The 23857-nt window shown below is 73.9% G+C and carries 26 protein-coding genes; 9 read left to right on the top strand and 17 right to left on the bottom strand.

What is annotated here, in order from left to right:
• On the top strand, positions 1–931 hold a 931-nt coding region (locus tag OERS_RS21620; protein ID WP_409365930.1), incomplete at its 5' end, for an MFS transporter.
• Here the strand turns inward: OERS_RS21620 and OERS_RS17035 are convergent.
• From OERS_RS17035 to OERS_RS17045, 3 genes are all read right to left on the bottom strand, one after another.
• Positions 852–1397 carry a hypothetical protein gene (locus OERS_RS17035; protein ID WP_139107906.1) on the bottom strand — a complete coding sequence of 182 codons (546 nt, stop codon included), beginning with the start codon at positions 1395–1397 and terminating at the stop codon, positions 852–854. The two genes, OERS_RS21620 and OERS_RS17035, sit on opposite strands and share 80 nt — an antisense overlap.
• Before the next feature lie 142 nt (positions 1398–1539).
• Positions 1540–2031, bottom strand: coding sequence for a hypothetical protein (locus OERS_RS17040; RefSeq protein WP_139107907.1), 492 nt, complete (start codon positions 2029–2031; stop codon positions 1540–1542).
• A 23-nt stretch (positions 2032–2054) separates the two neighbouring features.
• Positions 2055–2699, bottom strand: coding sequence for a LysE family translocator (locus OERS_RS17045; protein ID WP_056649407.1), 645 nt, complete (start codon positions 2697–2699; stop codon positions 2055–2057).
• Positions 2700–2851: 152 nt separating this feature from the next.
• Between OERS_RS17045 and OERS_RS17050 the strand changes: the two genes are divergently transcribed.
• Positions 2852–3223, top strand: a complete 372-nt coding sequence (locus OERS_RS17050; RefSeq protein WP_068627260.1) for a YybH family protein — start codon at positions 2852–2854, stop codon at positions 3221–3223.
• Positions 3224–3263: 40 nt separating this feature from the next.
• Entirely contained in the window at positions 3264–4508 is a 1245-nt protein-coding gene (locus OERS_RS17055; protein ID WP_083201575.1) for a low temperature requirement protein A, read from the top strand.
• Here the strand turns inward: OERS_RS17055 and OERS_RS17060 are convergent.
• On the bottom strand, positions 4423–5190 hold the full coding sequence (locus OERS_RS17060; protein WP_082848781.1) for a PAS and ANTAR domain-containing protein: 768 nt from the start codon (positions 5188–5190) through the stop codon (positions 4423–4425). The two genes, OERS_RS17055 and OERS_RS17060, sit on opposite strands and share 86 nt — an antisense overlap.
• Before the next feature lie 275 nt (positions 5191–5465).
• Here OERS_RS17060 and OERS_RS17065 point away from each other — a divergent pair, with 275 nt between their 5' ends.
• Positions 5466–5681, top strand: coding sequence for a BldC family transcriptional regulator (locus OERS_RS17065; protein ID WP_068627263.1), 216 nt, complete (start codon positions 5466–5468; stop codon positions 5679–5681).
• Between the two features lie 67 nt (positions 5682–5748).
• Here OERS_RS17065 and OERS_RS17070 read toward each other — a convergent pair whose 3' ends face one another.
• From OERS_RS17070 to OERS_RS17080, 3 genes are all read right to left on the bottom strand, one after another.
• On the bottom strand, positions 5749–6423 hold the full coding sequence (locus tag OERS_RS17070) for a histidine phosphatase family protein (RefSeq protein ID WP_068627265.1): 675 nt from the start codon (positions 6421–6423) through the stop codon (positions 5749–5751).
• Between the two features lie 128 nt (positions 6424–6551).
• Entirely contained in the window at positions 6552–7154 is a 603-nt protein-coding gene (locus OERS_RS17075; protein WP_068627267.1) for a hypothetical protein, read from the bottom strand.
• Between the two features lie 80 nt (positions 7155–7234).
• Entirely contained in the window at positions 7235–8146 is a 912-nt protein-coding gene (locus OERS_RS17080; protein ID WP_068627270.1) for an NAD-dependent epimerase/dehydratase family protein, read from the bottom strand.
• Between the two features lie 111 nt (positions 8147–8257).
• Here OERS_RS17080 and OERS_RS17085 point away from each other — a divergent pair, with 111 nt between their 5' ends.
• Positions 8258–8632, top strand: coding sequence for a winged helix-turn-helix transcriptional regulator (locus tag OERS_RS17085; protein WP_056649391.1), 375 nt, complete (start codon positions 8258–8260; stop codon positions 8630–8632).
• 23 nt (positions 8633–8655) lie between these two features.
• Here the strand turns inward: OERS_RS17085 and OERS_RS17090 are convergent, their stop codons facing one another.
• Genes OERS_RS17090 through tmk form a run of 3 tightly spaced genes read right to left on the bottom strand, consistent with a single transcriptional unit; the run spans position 8656 to position 11312 of the window.
• Entirely contained in the window at positions 8656–9390 is a 735-nt protein-coding gene (locus OERS_RS17090; protein WP_068627273.1) for a hypothetical protein, read from the bottom strand.
• Between the two features lie 3 nt (positions 9391–9393).
• A complete protein-coding gene (locus OERS_RS17095) occupies positions 9394–10530 on the bottom strand; it encodes a DNA polymerase III subunit delta' (RefSeq protein WP_056649385.1) in 1137 nt (378 codons plus the stop codon).
• Positions 10527–11312, bottom strand: coding sequence for a dTMP kinase (gene tmk, locus OERS_RS17100; RefSeq protein ID WP_082608778.1), 786 nt, complete (start codon positions 11310–11312; stop codon positions 10527–10529). Before tmk ends, OERS_RS17095 begins: the two co-directional genes overlap by 4 nt.
• A gap of 66 nt (positions 11313–11378) precedes the next feature.
• On the opposite strand from tmk, the gene OERS_RS17105 reads away from it, so the two are divergent.
• Positions 11379–12110: an HAD-IA family hydrolase gene (locus OERS_RS17105; RefSeq protein WP_083201576.1), complete on the top strand. Its 732-nt coding sequence runs from the start codon at positions 11379–11381 to the stop codon at positions 12108–12110.
• Positions 12111–12117: 7 nt separating this feature from the next.
• Here OERS_RS17105 and OERS_RS17110 read toward each other — a convergent pair whose 3' ends face one another.
• From OERS_RS17110 to OERS_RS17120, 3 genes are all read right to left on the bottom strand, one after another.
• Positions 12118–12531 (bottom strand): hypothetical protein, encoded by a 414-nt coding sequence (locus tag OERS_RS17110; protein WP_068627274.1) that lies wholly within the window; start codon positions 12529–12531, stop codon positions 12118–12120.
• Positions 12532–12627: 96 nt separating this feature from the next.
• The gene (locus OERS_RS17115) at positions 12628–13725 is read right to left on the bottom strand and encodes an FUSC family protein (RefSeq protein WP_139107908.1); all 1098 of its coding nucleotides are present in this window, start codon (positions 13723–13725) and stop codon (positions 12628–12630) included.
• A 193-nt stretch (positions 13726–13918) separates the two neighbouring features.
• On the bottom strand, positions 13919–14413 hold the full coding sequence (locus OERS_RS17120) for a MarR family winged helix-turn-helix transcriptional regulator (protein WP_068627278.1): 495 nt from the start codon (positions 14411–14413) through the stop codon (positions 13919–13921).
• 88 nt (positions 14414–14501) lie between these two features.
• On the opposite strand from OERS_RS17120, the gene OERS_RS17125 reads away from it, so the two are divergent.
• The gene (locus OERS_RS17125; protein WP_056762982.1) at positions 14502–14726 is read left to right on the top strand and encodes a hypothetical protein; all 225 of its coding nucleotides are present in this window, start codon (positions 14502–14504) and stop codon (positions 14724–14726) included.
• Between the two features lie 108 nt (positions 14727–14834).
• Here OERS_RS17125 and OERS_RS17130 read toward each other — a convergent pair whose 3' ends face one another.
• From OERS_RS17130 to OERS_RS17140, 3 genes are all read right to left on the bottom strand, one after another.
• Positions 14835–15929, bottom strand: coding sequence for a Gfo/Idh/MocA family protein (locus OERS_RS17130; RefSeq protein ID WP_082848779.1), 1095 nt, complete (start codon positions 15927–15929; stop codon positions 14835–14837).
• 194 nt (positions 15930–16123) lie between these two features.
• On the bottom strand, positions 16124–17158 hold the full coding sequence (locus OERS_RS17135; RefSeq protein WP_068627280.1) for a Gfo/Idh/MocA family protein: 1035 nt from the start codon (positions 17156–17158) through the stop codon (positions 16124–16126).
• A gap of 78 nt (positions 17159–17236) precedes the next feature.
• Positions 17237–18832 carry a DUF5979 domain-containing protein gene (locus tag OERS_RS17140; RefSeq protein ID WP_068627283.1) on the bottom strand — a complete coding sequence of 532 codons (1596 nt, stop codon included), beginning with the start codon at positions 18830–18832 and terminating at the stop codon, positions 17237–17239.
• A 179-nt stretch (positions 18833–19011) separates the two neighbouring features.
• Between OERS_RS17140 and OERS_RS17145 the strand changes: the two genes are divergently transcribed.
• Both OERS_RS17145 and OERS_RS17150 read left to right on the top strand, forming a co-directional pair.
• A complete protein-coding gene (locus OERS_RS17145) occupies positions 19012–19839 on the top strand; it encodes an ABC transporter ATP-binding protein (RefSeq protein ID WP_211268508.1) in 828 nt (275 codons plus the stop codon).
• On the top strand, positions 19839–22421 hold the full coding sequence (locus tag OERS_RS17150; RefSeq protein WP_068627284.1) for an ABC transporter permease: 2583 nt from the start codon (positions 19839–19841) through the stop codon (positions 22419–22421). Before OERS_RS17145 ends, OERS_RS17150 begins: the two co-directional genes overlap by 1 nt.
• 76 nt (positions 22422–22497) lie before the next feature.
• On the opposite strand, the gene OERS_RS17155 is transcribed toward OERS_RS17150, so the two are convergent.
• Positions 22498–23856, bottom strand: a complete 1359-nt coding sequence (locus OERS_RS17155) for an MFS transporter (protein ID WP_068627286.1) — start codon at positions 23854–23856, stop codon at positions 22498–22500.
• Position 23857: the final 1 nt, after the last annotated feature.

The following is a 23857-nucleotide window of genomic DNA, read 5'->3' on the forward strand; positions in this document are numbered from 1 at the left end:
GTTCGTGACCATCTACAACTACCTGGGCTTCCGCCTCGAGGCCCCGCCCTACCTGCTGTCGCCCGCGATCACGTCGCTCGTGTTCTTCGCCTACCTGGGCGGGACGGTCTCGTCGAGGCTCGCGGGCCGGGTGCTCGCAGCGCCGGTCGCCGAGCTCGCGGGGTGGCGCGTGGGCCTCGCGACGGTGTCGGCGCTGTGCGCGGTCGCGACCCTGGCGTTCGTGCTGCTGGTTCCCCGCGCACGGGGCTTCTCTCCGGGCGGCGCGCGGCTGCGCGAGGTGGGCGCGCTGGTGACCGCCAACCTGCGCGACCGCGGCCTGCTCGTCCTGTACGCCAACGGCGCCCTGGTCATCGGCGGGTTCGTGACCATCTACAACTACCTGGGCTTCCGCCTCGAGGCCCCGCCCTACCTGCTGTCGCCCGCGATCACGTCGCTCGTGTTCTTCGCCTACCTGGGCGGGACGGTCTCGTCGAGGCTCGCGGGCAGCCTCACGGTCCGGTGGGGGCGCCGCCGCGTCCTGGCGGCAGCGGGGGCCGCGATGAGCGCGGGGGCGCTCCTGACGCTCGCCCCGCAGCTGCCCGTGATCCTGCTGGGTCTTGTGGTCCTGACAGCGGCGTTCTTCGGGGCGCACGCGGTCGCGTCGGGGTGGGTGGGGCACCGGGCGGTCGTGGGGCGGGCGCAGGCCACGTCGCTCTACAACGTCTTCTACTACGCGGCGTCGAGCCTGCTCGGCTGGCTCGGGGGCGTCGCGTGGGTCCACGCGGGGTGGACGGGCGTCGCTCTCTTCGTCGCCGGGGCGACGCTCGCGGCACCGCTGCTCGCGCTGGGGTCGCGGTCCCTGCACGAACCCGCTACCGCGACGAGACGCGCAGCCCACCCTCAGAACCTGACACCGTCACCCGTCGCGGCAAGGAGCTCTTCGGCGTCGTGAGCTTGCCCCTCGCACCGTCGAGGTGCCATACCGCCTGAGCGCCGACGATCCCGTATCTCGTCCCGCCCGGGTCGTTCTCGGACCGGTCGAGGAAGATCACGTAGCGCTCCCCCGCGCGCGGGACGGGCGCGGCGTTGACATAGCGCCCGTCGTCCTGACGGATCGTGATGAGGTCGTCGGCGACCAGCGGGCCGTCGTCCGAGCTCACGACCCTGAGCTCGGTCACGACGAAGGGAGCCTCGCTGACGTGCTCGGTCCAGGTCTCCCCGGTCGGTTCGACGACGGCGACGTCCGTGGTCTCGACCGCCAGCTCCTCGAGCGACGAGTAGTCGTACATCAGATCGAGCTCCTCACCTCCGCGGGCCACGAGCGCGGAGTCGGAGGTCGTCCACCACACTGCCGCCCCCAGCACCACGACCGCAAGGACCGCGAGCCAGGTCCACATCCCCCGATCGGCGTCTTCCATCTCGTGCCCCCTCCAGCCCCCGAGCCCGCGACGGTGCCCGCTGCGCGCCGACCGTACCAGCGCCCGCGGTTCGTCGTCAGGACACGGGCCTCGGCCCGACGGCGGAGCGCACCACCCGCACGTCACCACGCCTCTCCCCCGGTCAGGACCCGGGTGAGGCCGACCTGTGCGGTGAGCGGCGCCGTCGGGCCTCGCGGCGGGTGGCACGACGACGCGCGTGCCACTCCGCGAGGGGGACCAACCGGTCCCTGCCGACGACCCGCTCGACCTGGGCGAGCCGCTCCCCGGTCGCCCGGACGCCCACCGACGTCGCCTCGTCGGCGAGCGAGACGACCGGCGCGCCGCCCTGCGGGCCGTAGAGGTCCGCGGAGTACGAGGACGGGGCGACGGCCAGGAGTGCGGCCCAGACCTCGTCGTCGACCGGCGCGCGGTCGAACGTCCAGCACCCCGGGTCATCGACGGGACCTCCGGCCCGGTGACGCAAGAGTTTCGCAGCTTCCGCGAAGCCCGGCGGGATCGGCCCGTCCGGTGTCACGACGTCGAACGCCACCTCGGCCACGTCGGACGCGAACAGTGCGAGGACCTCGCGCGTCGTGCGTACCCGCTCCTCGTCGGAGAGACCGTCGGTATCCACGACCCACTCGTCGCGGCGCGTCCTCACGCCGTCGCCGGGGCAGGTGCGTCCATCGCGAGCTTGACCCCCACCGCGCCCAGCAGCGTGCCGGTCGCGCGCCGCTGCCAGCGCATCCACGTGGGGCGCGAGCGCAGGAACACCGCGATGCTGCCCGCGGCCAGCACGATCCCCGCGTTGACGAGCACGCTCACCCCGATCTGCACGCCGCCCAGCACGAACCCCTGCCCCATGACGCTGCCCGCGGTCGGGTCGATGAACTGCGGGATGAGCGCGAGGTACATGATCGCGGCCTTGGGGTTGAGCAGGTTCGTGAGCAGGCCCATGCGGAAGAGGGTCGCGCGCGAGTCGCGCGGGAGGTCCTGCGCCTCGAACGGAGAGCGCCCACCCGGGCGCAGCGTCCTCCACGCGAGATAGAGGAGGTAGCACGCGCCCGCGACCTTCAGGCCGACGTACAGCCACGGCACCACGACGAAGACCGCTGCGAGGCCCACGTTCGCCAGGGTCATGTAGACCACGAACCCGGCCGCGGTCCCCGCGAGCGAGACCATGCCCGCCTGCCACCCCTGGCTGATGCTGCGCGAGACCAGGTAGACCATGTTGGGTCCGGGGGTCAGGACCATGCCCAGGGCGACCGCCGTCATGCCCAGGACCGCTGCCGTGCCGACCATGCCGGGCCTCCTTGTCGTCGGGTGGCGTGCGGGTGTCGCGACGATCGTGCCCGCCGAGAGCCATTGTGCCGGGGGCCGAGCCCGCACGACCAGGCGAATGCGGGCGCGCGCGGCCCGGACTACGGTCGAGGGACCGACGAGCGGAGGCACGCATGGACCACGAGGCCGTCATGACCTGGGTCGCCGCGTACGAGGCGGCCTGGCGCGAGGAGGACCTGCGCGCCGTCGAGACCCTGTTCACCGAGGACGCCCGCTACGCCCGCTCGCCCTACGACGAGCCCCTGCACGGCCACGGCGAGATCCGGGACTTCTGGCTCGTCGACTCCGGGGAGACATTCACCCTGCGGGCCGCGCCCGTCGCGGTCGAGGGCACGACGGCCGTGGTGCGGCTCGAGGTCCGCTACGGCGGCCCCGAACCCCAGGAGTACCGGGACCTGTGGATCCTGCGCTTCGCGGACGACGGCCGCGTCGCGGACTTCGAGGAGTGGGCCTACTGGCCTGGCAAGGCGTTCACGGTGGAGTGAGCGCGCGACGCCGCTCGCACGGCGTGCGAGGATCGCGCCCATGAGCGCTCCCCCGACCGGCCAGCCCGAGGCCCGCACGCCGGGCACGTGGGGCATGCGCACCGACGTCCTGCGCCACGGGCACGGGCACGACTCGGACAAGGTCGGCTACATCGAGCTGTTCTTCGACCTCGTGTTCGTGTTCGCGGTCACCCAGCTCTCGCACTCGCTCATCGCCCACCCCGACGGCACCACGCTGGTCCAGACGCTCATCCTGGGGGCCGCGGTCTGGTACCTGTGGATCGACACCACCTGGGTCACCAACTGGCTCGACCCCGAGCGCCTGCCGGTGCGGACCCTGCTCCTCGTGCTCATGCTGCTGGGCCTGCTCATGTCGAGCGCGATCCCCGAGGCGTTCGGTGAGAAGGCCCTGCTGTTCGCGGGGACGTTCGTCGCCATCCAGGTGGGGCGCTCGGCCTGGACCACGTACGCGCTCCACCGGCACTGGCCCGAGAACGGCACGAACTTCGTGCGCATCACGATCTGGCAGGTCACCTCGGGGATCTTCTGGGTCGCGGGCGCCCTGGTGCCCGACGACTCGTGGCGCCTGATCCTGTGGATCGTCGCGGTGCTCGTCGACTACGCCGGACCGCGGGCGCTCTTCCGGGTGCCCGTGCTGGGACCCACGGACCCCTCGACGTGGGTCGTGCGCGGCGAGCACATGGCCGAGCGCGTCGGCCTCTTCATCATCATCAGCCTAGGCGAGTCGATCATCGTCACGGGCACCGCGTTCGGCGACCTCGAGCTGAGCGCGACCGTGGTCCTCGCGTTCCTCGCGGCATTCGCCTCGACCGTGCTCATGTGGCTGCTGTACTTCGACCGTTCCGAACGGCGCGCGACCGCGTACTTCGCCGGCTCGGCCTCGACGGGCATGATCGCCCAGACCGCCTACACGTACGTCCCGTACCTGCTCGTGGTCGGGATCGTGCTCACGGCCGTGGCCGACGAGCTCGTGCTGCTGCACCCGCTCGGTCACGAGGGCTCAGGGCACGCCGACCCGTGGACGGCAGGGCTGATCTGCGGCGCGGGCATGGTCTACCTGGCGGGCAACACCCTGTTCCGGCGCGCGACCGGCGGGTCCTGGTCGTTGCCCCACGTCGCTGGCGTCGGGGCCCTCGGGCTGCTCTACGCGACCTACCCGGTGCTGTCCCCGCTCGCGATCAACTGGATCTCGAACGGTGTCCTGCTCGCCGTGATCCTCGGTGACGTGGCGCGCTCCCGGCGAGCGGCGCCGTCGGGAGCCTGAGATCGGCAGGGAGCGTCGGGGTCGGCGGCGCGAAGAACGCGTCGAGGTCCTCCCGCGTCGCGGTGCTCCCCCCGAGATCCGCCATGCTCGCGATCAGTCGAGCAGCGATCGACCGCACGGGCTCGTTCGTGATGCTCGAGTGGTCGCGCAGCAGCGCGAACGCCTCGTCCTCGCTCAGGCCGTAGAGGACCATGACCGCGCCCTTGGCCTGCTCGATCGCGGCCCGGTGCGAGGCCGACGCCCTGATCTCCGCCGAGGCCTCCTCCCGGACGCGCGCGCCGTGCGTCTCGGTCAGGTCCATGAAGTACCCCGTGACCCGCGTGACGACCCCCGTCTCGTCGTCGAGGTCCCCCTGCCCCACCACGCCCAGGGTCCTGGTGCGGCCGTGGGCGTCGATGATCCGGTGGGTGCAGCTGAACGGCGTCCCACGGCTGGTCACCTCGGCGAGCACCCCCTGCACGCGCGACAGGTCGTCCGGGTGCTTGTGCGCGAGCATGAGCTCGGTCGTCGGGACGACCTCGCCCGGGACGAACCCGTGCATCGCGAACAGCTCGTCCGACCACCACCACTTCCCCGTCGGGACGTCGAGCACGTAGCGACCGACGGGCTGCGGTCCGTCGCCGCGCAGGACGGCGTCGAGCACCGCCTCGAGATCTCCGTCGGTCTCGTTCCTTGTCGTCACAGCACCACTCCCCCAGTGCGTCGCGATGAGCCGAATACTCCAGGGTGCCACGAGGCGCTGGATCCGACCGACTGCGCGCGAGCACTTCACCCGGCTACTCAGGCCTTCGGCGGAGCCTGCTGAGCACCCCGTGATTCCGCCGTGGCCCTACTCACCCGGACGGACCCCGGCACGTGAGTGGACCCGTGGTGCACCAGCATCGGGGAGAAAAGGGTCGCCGACCTGCGGCCCGACCGAGCGGGCACGCGGCGCGCGCCAGGAACCTGGGAGACACGATGGACCGGCCGGAACGACCCCACCAGCTCATGACCCCCGCAGAGGTCGCGCTCGTCTTCCGTGTCGGCCCTCAGACCGTGAGCCGGTGGGAGTCGCGCGGGCGGCTCTCCGCGATCCGGACGCTGGGTGGGCAGCGCCGGTACTACCGCGCCGAGATCGAGGCGATCGTCGGCGGGCCGGTGGTCGTGCCGGACCCGACCCCGCCCGCAGCCTGACGCGCCGCGCCGCGGCGCATGCCGGCCGGGCGGGCGCGTCGCGGCGCGTGCCGGGCGGGCGCGGGCCTCAGGCCGAGACGGGTGCGGGCCGCGCCGCGACCGGGCTCTGCCCGATCACATGCCCCGCGACGTCGACGCCCACGGCCACGACGCGCGCGACACCGTCCGTGACCTCGACGGTCGAGACCGAGGCGTTCGGCAGCGCCGCGAGCCCCGACGGGTCGATCGTCGCGAGGTAGGCACCGAGCGTCAGCCCGTGCCCGACGACGAGCACGTTCCGGTCGTGGGCCGCCCCCGGCCCCGAGGCGTCGCCGTGCGCGGCCACGATGCGCCCGAACACCCCGCGCACCCGGGCCATGAACTCGGCCCCCGGCTCGCCCCCGCCGACCCCGGGGTGCGTGCCCGCGAGCACCGCGGGCACGAGCACCGACCACGGCACGACCGCGTCGAGCTCGTGCTCGGGACGCCGCTCGAACGAGCCGAACGACAGCTCGCGCAGGTCGGTGTCGACCGTGATGGGCAGGTCGGGGTGGTGGCGCAGGATCTCCATGGCCGTGAGGACCGCGCGGCCCTGGGGCGAGGAGTACGCGGTGCCGAAGTCGTGACGTGCCAGGTGCTGCGCGGTCACGCGCACCCCGGCGCGACCCGTGCGGGTCAGCGGGGAGTCGCACGCCCCCTGGAGGTGGCGGCGCGCGTTGAGGACGGTCTGCCCGTGGCGGACGAGCGTGAGCGTGAGGGTCATCGTCGAAGTGCCCTTTCCGGTGGTCCGGTGTCTTGTCGCTCGCGACACTAGCGCTGCCGCGCTACGCGTCGACGACCACTGCGGTTCGTCCGTCCGACGATCAGGTGAACGTCGAGTGCCACCAGCGCTCAGTCCCGACGCCGCCGCGCCGCCTTCTGCAGGGCCGGCACCACGACGACGAGTCCGAGCCCTGCGACGATCCACCCCCAGCCGAGTTCCGGGTCGACGGGGGTGAGGACCTCCTCGAGCCCGGCGTCCGCGAGCCGAGCGAGGGACCCCTGCTGCTGGGCGAGCGCGGGCACGACGCCCACCGCGATCAGCACGATCCCGAGCCAGCGGGAGGTCGACGAGCCGTCCAGGACGGCCTGCGCTCCGCGTCCCCCGCGGCGAGCCAGCAGGTACCCGAGGAAGCATGCCGTCCCGACGAGCGCGAAGAACAGGATCAGGTCGATCTTGTCGAGCGGGCGGTGGAGATAGACGTCCGTCCATGGCATCGAGGTGCCCTCGACCGCGCTCACGGACATGCTCTCGCGCTCCTGTGCGGCACCGGTCGGGGAGATCGACCGCACATCGATGATCCCGAGCGGCCGGGTGAAGCCGTTGACCAGATGGATCAGGGCGACGCCCCAGGCGATCACCGCGCCCGTCAGCGCAAGAGCGCCGCCCTTCTCGCTGTGACGCCGGTCGGCTCCCCGTCGGTCGGTCGTCCGGGTGGAACCGTTGTCGGCCATTGCTTCGCTCTCGTCGCGGGGCAGGTCGCCACATCCTCCCGGAAGTCCGGGGTGAAGTCCATCGCCCCGGCCGTCGGGTCTCAGTGCGCAGACACGGCAGGCGCGTAGCTCCCGGTCTCGAGCTCCTCGACGAGCGAGGGGCGGCTCGGGCTCCAGCCCAGGACGCGCGCACGCGTCACGGGCGCGACCCGCTGGTCGAGGAGCAGCGCGTCGGCGAAGGGCGCGCCGAGGCGCTCGCGGGTCGCGTCCTCGTCCTCGGGCCCGACGGCGCCACCCAGCCCCGCGGCACGGCTCGCCGCACGCGTCAGGTCGATGACGGAAGCAGACCCGTCGGCCGTGCCGAGGAGGCGGCCGGTCAGGCCCTGCTCGACCGCGTGCACGTAGAGCTCGGCGAGGTCGTCGACGTGGACCGTCGCCCAGCGCTGGGTGCCGCTGCCCACGAGGGTGAGAGATGCGCCGTCGGGCCCCTCGCGGCGCGGTGCACCCGCGACGATCCCCGGGATGCCCGCACCATGGCCGTAGACGACGCCGGGGACCACGACCGACCCGGCGACGCGCCCCTGGGCCGTGGCCGCGAGGAGCCGCTCCTCGATCGGGAGGCGCCACGCGACGATCGCGGGCGGGTCCAGGGGCGAGTCCTCGTCGATCGCTTCCCCGTTCCCGTAGACCCAGATGCCGCTCGTGTGGACGAACGGCCGGTCCGTGCCGTCGAACGTCGCGAGGACCGCGTCGACGACCGAGGCGTCGATCGTGGGGCTCGAGCCGTCGCTCGCGGCTGCGGCGTGGACCGCGGCGTCGGCGTCCGCGAGGAGCGTGGCGACCGCCGTGGTGTCCGTGAGGTCGACGACGGCCGGCGTCGCTCCCGCGGCCTCGACCGTGCGCGCAGACCCCTCGCTGCGGACCAGGGCCGTCACCTCGTGACCGCGAGCCACGAGCGCGGCGAGCACCGCGGACCCGATGTATCCCGTGCCGCCCGTCAGCAGAACCTTCATGTCAGCCTCCTCGTACCCGCCCCCACGGGGCGCCGACGACGCCCGGTGCGTCGCGATGGACCTGACGGTATCCAACGGGTACCAATGACTTCAACGTGCCATTATTACCTGATGGATACTGTTGGATCGGTCGACGAGGTCCCCGACGTCTTCTCCCCGACCTGCCCCTCGCGGCTCGTGGTCGAGCGTCTCGGGGACAAGTGGACGCTGCTCGTCCTCATGGCGCTGCGGACCGGCGTGCTGCGGTTCGGGGAGCTGCGCGAGAAGATCGGCGCCGTGACCCCCAAGGTCCTCACGCAGACGCTGCGCTCTCTCGAGCGCGACGGGATCGTGACGCGGACCGTCTACGCCGAGGTCCCCCCGCGCGTCGAGTACTCGCTCACGGGCCTGGGCCGCTCGCTCCTGGGCCCGGTCGACGCGATCCGCGCCTGGTCAGAGGCCAACGGCGAGCGGATCGTCGCCGCGCGCGAGGCGTCGACGGTCTGAGCGGTGGGCTGAGCGGCTCGCGCTCAGCGGCGCGTGAGCCAGGCGTCGGACCCGAACAGGTCCGCAGGCGCCACCCAGGGCTCCGCGGAGGGCGCCCACCCGGTCCGTTCCTTCAGGAACGCCAGCAACCCCGCCACGTCACGGACCGGGTCCGCGGCGTTCGCGCCGGCGACGGCCGAGAGGACCAGCATCACGCTCGAGACCGCTGGCTCGGGCGGTTCGGCCCCGGCAAAGCGCACGCGCACGAGCACGTCGAGGAGCGCGAGGACGTCGATCTCGACGGCCGGGCCGTCCGCCTCGCTCGCGGCGACGCAGAGCGCGTGGAGCCGACCGAGCCCCACGCTCAGACGCCGGCGCCCCTCGTCGTCGGGAGCGGGCGTGGCACCGCCGGGCCACATCAGCAGATCCAGGGGCTCCTCGGCGAAGAGATGCGGGACCCCCTCTCGAGACGTCGCAGCGGCCCCGACGGGGAAGAGCCTCGCCGGATCCTGGACGGCCTCGCCGACCGGGATCGGACGGGTCACGGCAGCTGTCGCCCGGTCCGAGGCATACCGGACGTCCAGGAGCGAGGCGAGGCCCGCCTGGACCAGGTCCACGACCAGGGCGCTCACGGCACGGGCCCGGCGGGGGTGCTCCTGATCACGCGGCCACGCCGCCGACACCAGTCGCGTGGGCACGCCGTCCACCGAGTACGGGCCGCCGACGAGCAGAGCGAGCGCGAGCCGATCGAGCCCCTCGGTGGACGGCGGCCCGTTCATCGCTCAGCCCTGCGGGCGCAGGGCGATCGCCATGGCCTCGAGCGCGAGCAGCGGCGCCACATTGCCGTCGAGGCGCTCCCGAGCCACCCCGATCGCGTCCATGCGGCGCACGGTCTGCTCGGGGGTCGAGTCCTCGGCAAGGGCCTGCACGGTCTCCGCGAGCTCGGTGTTCACGAGGTCCACGTGAGCCCCGAGCTGGACCACGAGCACGTCGCGGTAGAGCGAGAGCAGGTCCAGCATCGCGCGGTCCAGGACGTCGCGCTGGTGGCGGGTCGCACGGCGCTTCTGGTCCTTCTCGAGGTCCGTGAGCTGAGAGCGCAGCTTGGGCGGCATGACGCCCCCGGCCTCGACCCCCAGGGCGCGCAGGAGCTCGGCCTTCTCGACCGCGTCGCGCTCCTCGGTCGCGGCCTTGGCCTCGGCCTGGGCCACCTCGACCAGCTCGCCCGCAGCGACCACGGCGTCCCCGACGCCACGGATGCGACGCGCGATCGACAGGACCGAGGAGCGGCGCTCGCGCGCCTTGCCGTCCCGGGCCAGCCGGCGCGCCAGGCCGATGTGGCTCTGGGCGGCGCGCGCAGCGGCCTCGGCCACGACGGGGTCCACGCCGTCACGGGCGACGAGCAGACGGGCGACGGCCTCGACCGGCGGCACCCGCAGCGCCACGCCGCGGCACCGCGAACGGATCGTCACCAGGACGTCCTGCGGGCTGGGCGCGCACAGGATCCAGACCGTGCGGGGCGGCGGCTCCTCGATGGCCTTGAGGAGGACGTTGGTGGTGCGCTCGGCCATGCGGTCGGCGTCCTCCACGATGATGACGCGCCAGCGCCCCTGCGAGGGTCGGCGGCTGGCGACGCCCACCAGGTCACGCACCTCGCTGATCGCGATGGTCACCTTCTCGGTCGCGACGATCGTCACGTCCGCGTGGGTGCCCGCGAGGGTCGTGGTGCACGCCTGGCACACCCCGCACCCGCCCTGCTCGCACTGCAGCGCGGCCGCGAAGGCCCGCGCGGCGTTCGACCGCCCCGAGCCGGGCGGTCCCGTCAGGAGCCAGCCGTGCGTCATGGCCGCGGGGTCGGTCGCCGCGGCCGAGAGCAGCTCGACCGCGTGCTCCTGCCCCACGACGTCGTCCCAGACGGTCACGGGGCGCTCGTCCGCTCGGCCGGCCCCGGGGCGGGGTGCGTCACGGGAGACGTGACCGGCAGGTCCGCGAGGTCCGGGGCGTAGCCGATCGCGGAGTCGGAGTCGTCGAACCCGTCGTCGGGCAGCGCCTCGACCGTGTCCTCGGCCTCCTCGACCACGGGCGTGAGCTCGAGCCGGACCGCGAGGTCCACCCGGATCTGGGCCTGGATGTCCTCGATCGAGGCGGTCGCGTCGATCACGACCCACCGCTCGGGGTCCGCGGCAGCACGCGACAGGAACGCCTCGCGCGTGCGCCGGTGGAAGTCGAGACCGGCGCTCTCGAGACGGTCCGGCTTCCCCTGGAGACGCTCGGCCGCGACGGCCGGGTCCAGGTCCAGCAGGACGGTCACGTGGGGCATGAGCCCCTGGACGGCCCACAGCGAGATGAGCTCGACCTCGTCGACACCGAGCTCCCGCCCGCCCGCCTGGTAGGCGACCGACGAGTCGAGGTAGCGGTCCGTCACGACGACCGCGCCGCGCTCGAGCGCGGGGCGGACCAGGTGGGCGACGTGGTGCGCGCGGTCCGCGGCGTAGATGAGGGCCTCGGTGCGAGCGTCCATGTCCCGGCCGTGCAGCACGGCCTGGCGCAGCTCGACACCCAGCTCTGTGCCCCCGGGCTCGCGCGTCAGCACGACCTCGCGGCCGGTCAGCTCGCCCAGCCACTCCCCCAGGAGGCGGGACTGGGTGGACTTGCCGACGGCGTCGCCGCCCTCGAACGAGATGAAGTAACCGGGTGTGCTCACGCGCCCACGATAGTCGGGCCGCCTGACACCCGTCGGGCAGCCCGGCACGGCCGGTAGCCTCGGGGCATGTCCGTCCTCCCCGTGCCCAGCCCCGACCTCCCCGAGCCCCCCGCGCTCCCGACGCCGGGCACCGCGTTCGCCGGGCGCACGTTCGACGCGATCCTGTTCGACATGGACGGCACCCTGATCGACTCGGTGCCCGCCGTGGACCGCAACTGGCGCCGGTGGGCGCACGAGTACGGGCTGCCGGACGCCGACTCGTTCCAGATCGAGCACGGCACCCCCGCCCGCACCTTCATCGCGCGGCTCCTGCCGGCCGACCAGGTCGAGGAGGCGTACGAACGGATCCACGACCTCGAGCTCAACGACAACGAGGGCGTGCGGATCCTGCCCGGCACGGTCGACGCGTTCGCGTCCCTGCCGGCCACGCGCCAGGCGATCGTCACGTCGTGCACGCGGCCGCTCGCCGCGGCGCGCATCGGGGCGTCCGGCCTCGTCCCGCCCGCGGTCGTCGTCACGGCCGACGACGTCACGCACGGCAAGCCCGACCCCGACCCGTTCCTGCTGGGCGCCGAGCGCCTGGGCGTCGACCCGTCGCGGTGCCTCGTGGTCGAGGACGCGCCCGCCGGGGTCGCGGCCGGACGGGCGGCCGGGTGCGCGGTGCTCGTCGTCGAGGGCACGCACTCGCTCGAGCAGCTCGCCGGCGCCGCCGTGGCCCCCGACGCGGGGGCGAGCGGGCTCGACCAGGTGCGCTTCGCCGTCGGGCAGGACGGGTCGATCAGCGTGACCGACGCCTGACGCTCGCTCACGGTGCGCCAGTGGCCTCGGGCGGCACCTCCTCGACGGCCACACAGTGGATCTCCAGCTCGCGCCCGTCCCACTCCCACCCGAGACGGATCGCGACGGGATCGTCCGAAGGGATCGCGACGACGAGCGAGACCTCGGTGCAGCCGGGTGCGAGCTGCGCCCGGTTGGCGACGGTGCGCGCGGGGGCATCTGCGACGTACTCGAGCCTGCGGACCCCCACGCACCGGAGCGAGACGAGCGACGGCACGTCGAGGTCGTCCCGCAGGACACCCTCGGACTGCCACACGTGGTCGAAGGTCAGGCGGAGGCTGTAGCCGAACTCCTCGACGCGGACCTCCTCGAGGTAGCACTCCTGGAAGCCGTGCCACCGCGCGAGGATCTCCTGCACGGCGACCGAGGCGGACGTGCTCATCGGACGACCTCCTGATCGTGGGCTCCCGGACGGCGTCCCGGACCAGGGTAGCCGCGCGGCCTCTCGCCGCGCCCGGTCCGCAGGGCTGCGCGAGCCCTACTCCCCGCCCAGCGCTGCGACCCCGCGCCGGATCGCGAGCACGGTCGCCCCCGCCACGAAGTAGTCCTCGTCCGAGCCGCTGCGCACGTCGCGCACGCCGCGTCGCAGCCGCTCGGTCGTGTCCAGGACGCGGTCGAGCGCCTCGGGTTCCGCGAGCGCCCCGACCGTGGACCGCACGGCGTCCGCGTACGCACGCAGGGCATCGCGCACGAGGGGTCGCAGGGACTCCCCGAACGCGAGGTCGTCGAGGTCCTGCCTCTCCCACCCCGTGACGAGGCGCGTCAGGTCCCCGACGACCGACGACGTGACGCCCAGCGCTGCTGCCTGAGAGCCCTGCGCCCGGGTCGCCTCGGCGTACCGGCGGGCCCGGCGGTTGATGTGCGCCGCCTCGCGCGCCTGCTCGGCCGACCGCTGCGACCGGTCGACCACCGGACCGAGGAGCAGACGCCGGTCGTCCCACTCCTCGGGTGAGGGCGCGACGTCGCTGTCGAGCCCGTCCGCGAGGTGGTCGAGCTGGTCTGCGAGCGCGCTCCTGAGACGGTCGAGGTCGACGTCGGACGCCACGAGGGGCAGCGGCGGGAAGAGCAGGTTGATCCCGATCCCGACCAGCGCACCGACCAGGACGAGCCCGATGTACGCCCCCATGTACCCGACCTTGTCCGCGTTCCCGATGATGAGGACGAACAGCGCCGAGGTCACGGCCCACGACCCCATGTCACCCAGGAGCCCCCACCCCGCGACGAGGATCGCGATCGCGACGACGAGCGCGATCGACAGCGCGCTGGGCGCGAGCACGACGTCCACGCCGCGCGCGACGAGCGCCCCGACGACGATCGCACCGACCGCCTGGAAGGACTCCCGGACGGACCGGGCCACGGTGCTCGTGGTCGCGACGACGGCGCCGAGCGGCGCGTAGTACGGATAGTCGGAGAAGGGCTCGGGCAGCACGATCCCGACGACCCACGCGACGGCGGCGGCCACGGCGCCGCGCAGCGCCATGGCCCACCGGGGGTGAAGGTGCCACTGGCGGAGCGCCGCGGCGGCCAGGCCGCGCGCGCGGGTCGCCCGGGGGGCGGAGAAAGCAGGGGTGGTCATCGCGCCACCCTAGGCACGACTGGGACGCGTCTGCGGGCTTCGCGGTGCTGCGGGCGTTCGCGCGGCCGTTCGACGGCTCGCACGGCCGCTGGCTCGACGACTCCTTCGCGACCGCGATCCCGTGGGCCACGTACGACATGTCGCCGGGGGCGGCTGCGGGCGGCCGCGGGCACCCGGCCTGCGCAGCGCCGGGCTAGATCACACCCGCACGCAGGGCCGCGGCCACGACCTTCGAGGCCGCCGCGTGGACCTCGACGAGCTCGTCGAGGGTCAGGTCCGTCGCGGCGGTGATCGCGGGCGGGACGTGCTCGGCCTGGTCGCGCAGCTCGCGACCGGCCGGGGTCAGCGTGACGTCGACGACCCGGCCGTCGTGCTCGTTGCGCGACCGGGTGAGGTACCCCGTGGTCTCCAGACGGCGGACGAGCGGCGAGAGCGTGCCGGGGTCCAGGTGGAGCCGGTCCGCGAGCGACGTGGCCGTGGTGCGCTCACCGGCCGCCGCGTCCTGCCACAGGGCCAGCATCACGAGGTACTGCGGGTGGGTCAGGCGCAAGGGCTCGAGCAGCGGCTTGTACATGGCGACCATGGCACGCGCCCCCGCGGACAGCGCGAAGCAGACCTGCGACTCGAGAGCGAGGGGGTCGTAGCCGCTGCGGGCGGGCGTTGCGGGGCTCTCGGTCGAGGTGGTCATGTCGCCATGGTAGCCAGATCTCGCCTATGCTTGGTACACCAATCATTGGTGCACCATGCAGTTGCACCGTTCTCGTGAGGAGAGGCGCATGGCCGACAAGCAGCGACGACGCCCCCTGGGCCTGCGCATGACCGAGACGTTCCTGCCGATCTTCGGCCCCGCCCAGGTCGGGAAGCAGGGCTCTCCCGGGCGCGGCGTCTCCGCGGCCGAGGCCGAGCGCGACCGCGAGCTCAAGACGCGCTTCGAGTACGTGACGGGTCCGGACGGCCGCAGCTACGTCGTCGAGCACACGGACGAGCCGACCGCGGGCTGAGCCCCGCGCCCGGCGAGAACGGGGTCGTGGTCGTCCTGCTCGTCAGGACGACCACGACCCCGTTCTCGGCACCCCGGGCGGGCGCGGCACCCCTTCACGCGACCCGGCTCACTCGCCCGGGTAGACCACGCCCGTCTGGCGGCGGACCTCGTCCATGGTCCGCATGACGTCGAGCGTGTCCTGCCACGTCATGCGCGGGCTCTCGGTCAGGCCTGCCTCGACGCACCGCGCGACCTCGGCCGCCTGGTACTGCTTGCCCTCGCCCCGGAAGCCCTCGTAGCGCCACTCGGCGCCGTCGTGACGGACCACGCGGAACGACGTCGGGGCGTAGAACGTGCCCTCGACCTCGATGCGCCCCGCGGTCCCGGAGATCGACGCCACGTTGGGCGTCTGCGACCACAGGGTCGTCGACAGCGTGGCCATGGCCCGGCCGTACCCGAGCGTGATGCCGAGCTGGCCGTCGACCCCTGTCTCGGTCAGCGCACCGACCGCGGTGACCGACGACGGCGCCCCCAGCACGTCGTGCGCGAACGACACGGGGTACACGCCCAGGTCGAGCAGCGCACCGCCCGCGAGGTCGGGTGCGTAGAGCCGGTGCTCGGGGTCGAACGGGAAGAACTGGCCGTGGTCGGCGGTCACGTTGACGATCTGGCCGATCTCACCGCGCGCGATCACCCCGCGCAGCGCCGCGACGTGCGGCAGGAAGCGCGTCCACATGGCCTCCATGACGAACACCCCCGCGGCCCGCGCGGCGTCGAGGATCTCGCGCGCCTCGGCCTCGTTGCGCGTGAACGCCTTCTCGACCAGGACGTGCTTGCCCGCGGCGATGGCCAGCAGCGCGTGGTCCCGGTGGTGCGAGTGGGGCGTGGCGACGTACACGACGTCGACCTGAGGGTCCTCGACGAGCTCGGTGTAGTCGGCGTGGGTCGTGTGGATGCCGTGCTCGGTCGCGAAGCGCTCGGCCCGGACGCGGTCTCGCGAGCCCACGGCCACGACGCGCGCCCGCGTGTGGTCGCGCACGGCCTCGGCGAACGACCCGGCGATGTTCCCGGCCCCGAGGATCCCCCAGCGGACCGTGGGCGCGGTCCGGGGATCGGGCACGACGCCGGAGATCACCTCGGGGAGGTCGGCGGCGGTCGCAGCGAAGTGAGGCAGGGAGGTGGGCTGGTCGGTCGGTGCCGCGGTGCGGGCGTCGTTGCTCATGGGTTCACGCTAACCCCGTGAGAACGCTGCCACGGGTGATTGCCCGAGGTGTGGTCGTACAGCGCCCAGGCCGTCGCGGACGAGCACGAGGTTGCGTGCGGTCGAACCCAGCGATCGAGTTCGTCCTGGCCGTCAGGACGACCACGACCTCGTTCTCGGCAACCGAGGTTGCGGGCGCACGGCGCACGCCGCGCTCACTCCCCCGGGTACACGACCCCCAGCTGGGCGCGCGCCCGGTCCATGACCTGCAGGAGGTCGAGCGTGTCCTGCCACGTCATGCGCGGGCTCTCGGTGAGCCCCGCCGCGAGGCAGCGCGCGACCTCGGCTGCCTCGTACTGCTTGGCCCCGGGCGCGTACCCGTCGTAGTCGCGGCGCGCGCCGTCGGCCCAGACCACGCTGAAGGCCGTGGGCACCATGAAGCGGTCGACGACCTCGATCCGTCCGCCCGACCCCGCGATCACGAGCGACGTCGCCGACTGCGCCAGGACCGACGAGGCGAGCGTCGCCGTCGCGCGGTCCCCGTACCGCAGCACCACGGTCGACTGGGCGTCCACCCCGGTGGGAGCCGCGAGACCGACGGCCGTGACGTCGTCGGGCATGCCCAGGAGGTCCGTCGCGAACGCGAGCGGGTAGATCCCGATGTCGAGCAGCGCACCCCCCGCGAGCTCGGGCGCGAAGAGCCGGCCCGCCGGGTCGTACGCGGCGTTCGACCCGTAGTTCGCCGTGACCGACCGGACCTCGCCGATCTCACCCTGCGCGATCAGCGCGCGGATCGCGGCGACGTGCGGCAGGTGCCGCGTGAGCATGGCCTCCATGACGAACACGCCCGCGGCCCGCGCGGCGTCGAGCACCTCGCGACCCTCCGCCTCGTTGCGCGTGAACGCCTTCTCCATGAGCACGGGCTTGCCCGCCGCGATCGCGAGCAGCCCGTGGTCGCGGTGGTGCGAGTGCGGGGTCGCGACGTACACGACGTCCACGTCGGGGTCCGCCACGAGCGCCTCGTACGAGCCGTGGACGGTCGCCGAGGGCGCGTGCCGCTGCGCGAAGTCCCGTGCCCGGTGCTCGTCGCGCGAGCCCACGGCCGCCACGTGGCCCTGCGTGAACGTCCGCACCTCGTCGGCGAACGATCCCGCGATGTTCCCCGCGCCGAGGATCCCCCAGCGCACGGGTGGGGCAGCGCCCGGGTCGGGGACGGCGTCGAGCACGTTGACCACTGCGTGGGAGACCATGCCTCCACGCTACTGCGGCCCCGGGGGCGGCCGGTCGACGGACCGGTCGCCCCCGGGGCCGCTGCCCTCAGGACAGGTTCAGGACGCGGCTCCGCGACGCCGGAGCGCGACGAGCGTCAGCCCCGTCCCGAGCAGCAGGGCCGCCGCGCCGGCGAGCACCCCGACCGTCGCACCCGTCGTGGCCAGGGCACCGCCCGTCGCCGTCGGCCGAGCGGCAGGCGGCTCGGTCGGCGGCACGACCGCGACCGACGGCGTCTCGCCGGGAGGCTCGGTCACCGGGGGCACCGTCGCGGGCGGGACGACCGGGGTCGCGGGGTTCTCGAGCGCCACCTCGACCACGCCCTCCTCGCCGACCGTCACCTGTGCCCCGCCCTCGACGGTGGTGACGCCCTCGCCCGAGAACACCGGCGCACCCCAGGTCACGCCGTCGATCGCGGCGGGCGAGACCTCGCTCAGCGTGACCACGGTCCCGGCCGCGAGACCGGGCAGGGACACCGTGGCGCCGTCGGTCACGGTCAGGCTTCCCGACGCGGTGCGCCCGTCCCGCTCGGTCGTGTACTCGACGGTGAACTCGGTCCCCGCCGGGACCGAGGCGGCGCCGTCACCCGTGACACGCTTGGTCAGCCGGAGCTCGCCGTTGCCGTCCCCGTCGCCGTCACCCCCCGCGCCGGCGTACTCGAGGACACGCTGGTCGTCCCAGCCGGTGCTGCCCGCGATCTGGTTGCCGAACGTGTCGCCGTCCCGGACACCCGCCGGCAGCGTCATCTCGTAGCGGACCATGTACATGCGCGACCCGTCGGTCACGGGGTCGACGAACGTGAGGTCGAACGAGGACCCCGCGACGTCCGGGGTGTAGACGTACCCCGTGCCGCGCTCGAGCCACACGGCGTCGTCGGAGAAGTCGCCGTCGTCCCAGTCGGCCAGCGCGACGTAGCCGACCACGAGCGAGTCGTCCCTCATGGTCAGCCGCGGGTCGTACGTGTCGGTCACGACGACCGGGCCGCCTGCTGCTGCGGCCAGGAACTCGCTCGGCACGAAGACGTCCCAGACTGCGGTCCTGCCGTCGGTGCTGACCCAGCCGTTCTTGAGGGGCTGCTCGGGGGCCGACCAGCCCTCCCCCGGGATCACCCCGCCGCCCGGCACCGGGACCTTGATCACCATGTCGTTGCCCGTCACGAACGCGAACGTGCCGCCCTCGCCCACGTCGTCGACCTGCGCCCAGAAGTACAGCGTGCCGTGCACGTTGGTCGCGGTCTCGACATACGGGCTGAGCGTGCACGCGAAGCCGTCCTGCGTGACGTCGCAGGTCCCGACGACCGCCCCCTCGGGGGTCTTGAGGTCGAAGGTCGTCGCGAAGCCGGTCACACGGGGCGACTGCGGGAACGCGAGGGTGAAGGTGTCCCCGGCACGCGACCCGTCGGGCACGGCCCACGTGGCCTCGATCCGCAGCGACTCCCAGAGGTGCACCTCGTCGCGCGGCTCGGTGATCGTGACCGTCTTGATGGCGTCGAGCTCCGCGGCCGCTGCCGCGCGCGGCATCGCGAGCACGCCGACGAGCGCGAGCAGGGCCGCGAGCGCCAGGGAGAGCAGGCGCCACGGCAGGGCGGCGGTCGAGAGGGGGGCGGCGACCGCGGCCGCAGGCCGGTGCGAGCCGGCTGGTCGATTGTTCGTCATGATGGCTCCTCGGGTGGTGCCCGGCGTGTCGGGTGGGACCGCCGGGTCGCACGGACGGGTGATCCGTGGTATTTGGCAAGACGCAGCGCCTCGGACGACCTGACGCGAGAACCACCGCTGTGTCGCACGTCACCCCGGGTCGGGACACGATGGATCCACCCGAGCGAACGGAGACCCCGATGGCGCACCCGACTCCCCCGCAGTCCCCGGCCAGCCCTTCCCCGCAGGGCGCCGTGCCCGGCGCCACGGGAAGCACCGCGGCCGGCAGCACCGCCGTGCCGGGGAGCGCCGCCAGTGCCCGCGGTCTGGTCAAGACCTACGGCCAGGGCGAGACGACGGTCCGCGCCCTCGACGGCGTCGACGTCGACTTCCGCGCGGCCGAGCTCACGGCCATCATGGGCCCCTCGGGCTCGGGCAAGTCGACGCTCATGCACTGCATGGCAGGCCTGGACACCCCGACGTCGGGCAGCGTCGTGATCGACGGGACCGAGGTCAGCCGCCTCTCGCAGCGGCGCCTGACGGCGCTGCGGCGGACCCGGATCGGGTTCGTGTTCCAGTCGTACAACCTGGTCCCGACGCTCACCGCCGCGGAGAACATCACGCTCCCGCTCGACATCGCGCGCGCCCCCGTCGACCGCGCGTGGTTCGACGAGGTCGTGGCCGCGGTGGGCCTGGGCGACCGCCTGCACCACCGGCCGTCGGAGCTCTCGGGCGGGCAGCAGCAGCGGGTCGCGTGCGCGCGGGCCCTGGTGTCGCGGCCGTCGGTGGTGTTCGCGGACGAGCCCACGGGCAACCTGGACTCGCGCTCGTCCGCGGAGGTGCTGGGCTTCCTGCGGCGGTCGGTCGACGAGCTGGGGCAGACGGTCGTGATGGTCACGCACGACCCGCGCGCGGCCTCGTACGCGCACCGGGTCCTGTTCCTGACCGACGGGCGGATCACGGCCGACCTCGCGGCCCCGACCCGCCGCGACATCCTCGACGCGCTCGGGCAGGCGGAGGAGGACTGATGCTGCGGGTCGCGCTGCGCGGGGTCCGGGCCCACCTGGTCCGCTTCCTGCTGTCGACGCTCGCCGTGATGCTCGGGGTCGCGTTCGTCGTGGGGACGTTCACGTTCCGCGCGATGCTGTCGTCGACGTTCGACGAGATCATCGCGACGACCCTCGTCGCCGACGTGTACGTGCGCGGCGCCGAGGAGATCGACGCCACGACGAGCGCCGGCAGCTCGTTCGGCACGCCCCACGCGCCCGTCCCGGTCGCGCTCGCCGACACGGTCGCGGGGGTCGACGGCGTCGCGCGCGCCGTGCCCGACGCGTCGGGTCCGATCGTCCTGGTCGCGGCCGACGGCACGGCCGTCACGACGTCGGGGCCCCCGAGCATCGGGATCGCGGTGGGACCGGACGAGCCGACCGTGACCCTCGCGAGCGGCGCCTGGCCCGTGGGCGGCACGCAGATCGCGCTCGAGGAGAGCGCGGCCTCGGCCGCAGGGCTCACCACGGGCGACGCGACGACCGTGGTCCTCGCGGGCGCCCCGCAGCCCGTCACGGTCACGGGGGTCTTCGCGATCGAGGCCGCCGCGGCGGGCACCATCCTGGTGGGGCTCGACCCCGCGACCGCGCTCGCGACCTACGCGCCCGACGGGACCGTCCCCACGATCTCCGTCCATGCCGCGGGCGACGTGTCCGAGCAGGTGCTCGCCGACCGTGTGGCCGAGGTCCTGCCCGAGGGGGCCGAGTCGCTCACGGGCGAGGCGATGCGTGACGAGGCCCGTGAGGGCGTCGAGCAGATCCTCGGCTTCATCGAGACGTTCCTGCTGGTCTTCGCGGCCATCGCGCTGTTCGTGGGGGCGTTCATCATCGCCAACACGTTCGCGATGTCGGTGCGCGAGCGCCAGCGCGAGTTCGCGCTGCTGCGCGCGCTCGGGGCCTCGCCCGCGCAGGTCTTCGCGTCGATCCTCGCGCAGGCTGTCGCGGTCGGGCTCCTGGGAGCGGCCGCGGGCGTGGTCCTGGGCCGGGTCCTGGTCAGCGGCTTGCGCGCCGCGTTCGGCTCGACCGGCATGGAGCTCTCGGGTCGCGTGCCGCTGAGCGTCACGTCGGTCGTGGTCGCGATCTCGCTGGGGGTCCTGGTGAGCGTGGTCGCGGCCGCGGTCCCGGGCCGCCACGCGGCCCTCACCCCTCCGGTCCAGGCCATGCACGACGACGTCGCACCGGACCGCGGGACAGGCACCCGCGCGGTGGTCGGGCTGGTGCTCACGCTGGTCGGTGCCGGGCTCCTGGTGCTCGCCTCGCGCCTCGGGAGCTCGGCGTCGGCCGACCCGACCGGGTGGGCGCTGGTCGACGACCTCAACCCGCGGGTCCTGCTCGCGGTGGGCGCGAGCGCGGCCCTCGTGGGCGTCCTGGTCCTGTCCCCCGCGATCGCCGGCGCCGTCATCACGGTGCTCGCCGTCCCGGCCGTGGCCGCGATACGTCCGCTCGGTCGGCTGGCGCGCGGCAACGTCACGCGCAGCCCCCGCCGCACCTCGAACACGGCCGGCGCGCTCCTGATCGGGATGGCCCTCGTGAGCGCGACCGGAGTCATCGCGGCCTCGACCCAGGCCTCGGTCCGGTCGATCGTCGACGAGCAGGTGCGGGCCGACTACGTGGTCCAGGCCGCCGCCGCCACGGGCGCGCTCCCCCCGGGTGTCACCGACGCCGTGACCGGGCTCCCCGCCGTCGGGCAGGCGCTCGCGCTGCGGCTCGGGACGCTCGACGTGGACGGCGAGCCCAGCGGCGCCACGGTCGTTCCGCCCGGGTTCTTCACCGAGGCCCTCGACGCCCCCGTGGTCGAGGGAGACCCCGACCGGGCGCTCGCCGACGGCGAGGCCGTGGTCAGCAGGACCGCAGCGCGGGACGAGGCGTGGGAGGTCGGCGACACCCTGACCCTGACGAGCGACGACGGCGCCCGTACCCAGGACGTGCGCGTGGGGGCGATCATCGACACCCAGGTCATCTCGTCCGACGTGGTCCTCGCCGACGCGACCTACGCGAGCGTGGGCGCTCCCGAGATCCCGACCTACGCGGTGTACGTGACCGCGGCACCCGGGACCACGACCGCGGAGCTGCGCGACGCGCTCACCGAGGCCGTCAAGCCCTTCCTCGTGGTCTCGGTCCTGGACCGCGAGGAGCTCGCCAACGCGGCCGCGGCGCAGGTGGACCAGGTCCTCGTGATCCTCTACGCGCTGCTCGGGCTGTCGATCGTCATCGCGCTGCTGGGCATCGTCAACACGCTCGCGCTGTCGATCATCGAGCGCACGCGGGAGATCGGGCTGCTGCGCGCGGTGGGCCTCGGGCGCCTCCAGCTCGCGGGCATCATCACGATCGAGTCCGTCCTGACCGCGGTCTACGGGACCGTGCTGGGCGTGATCACGGGCATCGCGATCGCCGCGGCGCTGCCCGGGGTGCTCGCCGAGCAGGGGCTCACGAGCCTCGCGGTCCCCTGGGGGCAGGTGCTCGCCGTCCTGGGGCTCGCGGTCGTGATCGGGCTGGTCGCGAGCGTGTGGCCGGGCATCCGGGCCTCGCGCCTGCCGGTGCTGGAGGCCGTCACGGTCGACTGACGCTTCGTCTCGACGCCCTCCGCGCCGGCCCCACCGCACGCGTCGAACCGTCGGCCGCCGAGGGAGGACGACGCACCTACGTCGTCTCGGCGGGCACCACCCTGGCCGTCGCCGTCGTCGCGGCCGGGGTCCGGTAGCGGCGCAGAGGCGCGTTGCGCCAGGCGACCAGCCCGACGACGGCGCTCGCCGCGAGCCCGCCCGCCACCAGGGCGACGGGGGCCGAGGTCAACGACGCGAGGACCCCGCCGCGGAAGTTGCCCACCTCCGGACCCGCGACCCCCACGACGTGCTCGACCGACGACACGCGGCCCCGGAACTCGTCGGGCGTCTCGAGCTGGACGAGCGCCCCGCGCGTCACGACCGACACGGTGTCCGCCGCCCCCGCGACCGCGAGGCACGCGAGCGCGAGCCACAGCGGCCCGGCCAGCCCGAAGCCCGCGAGCGCGAGCCCCCACGTCGCCGCCGCGGCGAGCTGCAGCGCGCCCGACCGCGGCGCGCGCGTGACCGCGCCGGACAGCAGTCCCGCGCCGATCCCGCCCACCGCGACCGCCGAGAGGAACAGCCCGAGGGTGCGTGGGTCACCGTCGAACCGGATCTCGTTGACGAGCGGGAACAAGGAGACGGGCATCGCGAGCACGGTCGCCGCGACGTCCGTCGCGAACGAGCCCCGCAGGGTCCGCCGCTTCCAGACGATCGACCAGCCGCCCGCCGCAGCCCGGCGGCGCACGGGCCGTCCGTGGTCCGCCGCCGGGCCGCCGTCCGGCACCTGCACGGGTACGGGAGCGGGTGCCGGTGCGGGGCCGCCGTCCGACGCGGGCGCCAGGGCAGGCGTGCGGACCGGCGGGAGCGGCGGCAGCCGCACCAGCCCGAGCAGGGCGACCACGGCCGCCGCCACCTGGACGCCGTAGGCGGCCGCGAGGTCCCAGCGCGCGACGACGAGGCCTGCCAGCGCCGGCCCGACGAGCATCGCGACCTGGAACGCGAGGTTCTGCAGCGCGAGCCCGGCCGCGACCTGGTCGGCGGGCAGGAGGCGCGGCGGCACCGTCCGGCGCGCGGGCGAGCCCAGCGCGTTGCACGCCGCACCGAGGCTCACGAGACCGAGCAGCACCCACACGGACCGGTTGCCCGCGAGCGCCTGCGCGGCGAGGCCCATTGCGGAGATCACCTGGCCGGCCGACGCGAGGCGCATGATCGTGCGGCGGTCGTGCACGTCGGCGAGGTGCCCGCCGACGAGGCCGAGGGCGAGGAGGGGCACAGCGGTCGCGAGGCCGATCGCACCGGTCCACACCGGGCTGTGCGTGAGCTCCCACACCTGGAGCAGCACCGCGACCGTGGCCACCTGGAAGCCGAGGCCACCGACGGCCGAGCCTGCCCACAGGTCGCGATAGGCGGCACTGGTGCGCAGCGGGCGCAGGTCGAGGACGTCGTCCCGCACG

Origin of the sequence: Oerskovia enterophila, assembly GCF_001692445.1 — a bacterium.
Classification (GTDB): domain Bacteria; phylum Actinomycetota; class Actinomycetes; order Actinomycetales; family Cellulomonadaceae; genus Oerskovia; species Oerskovia enterophila.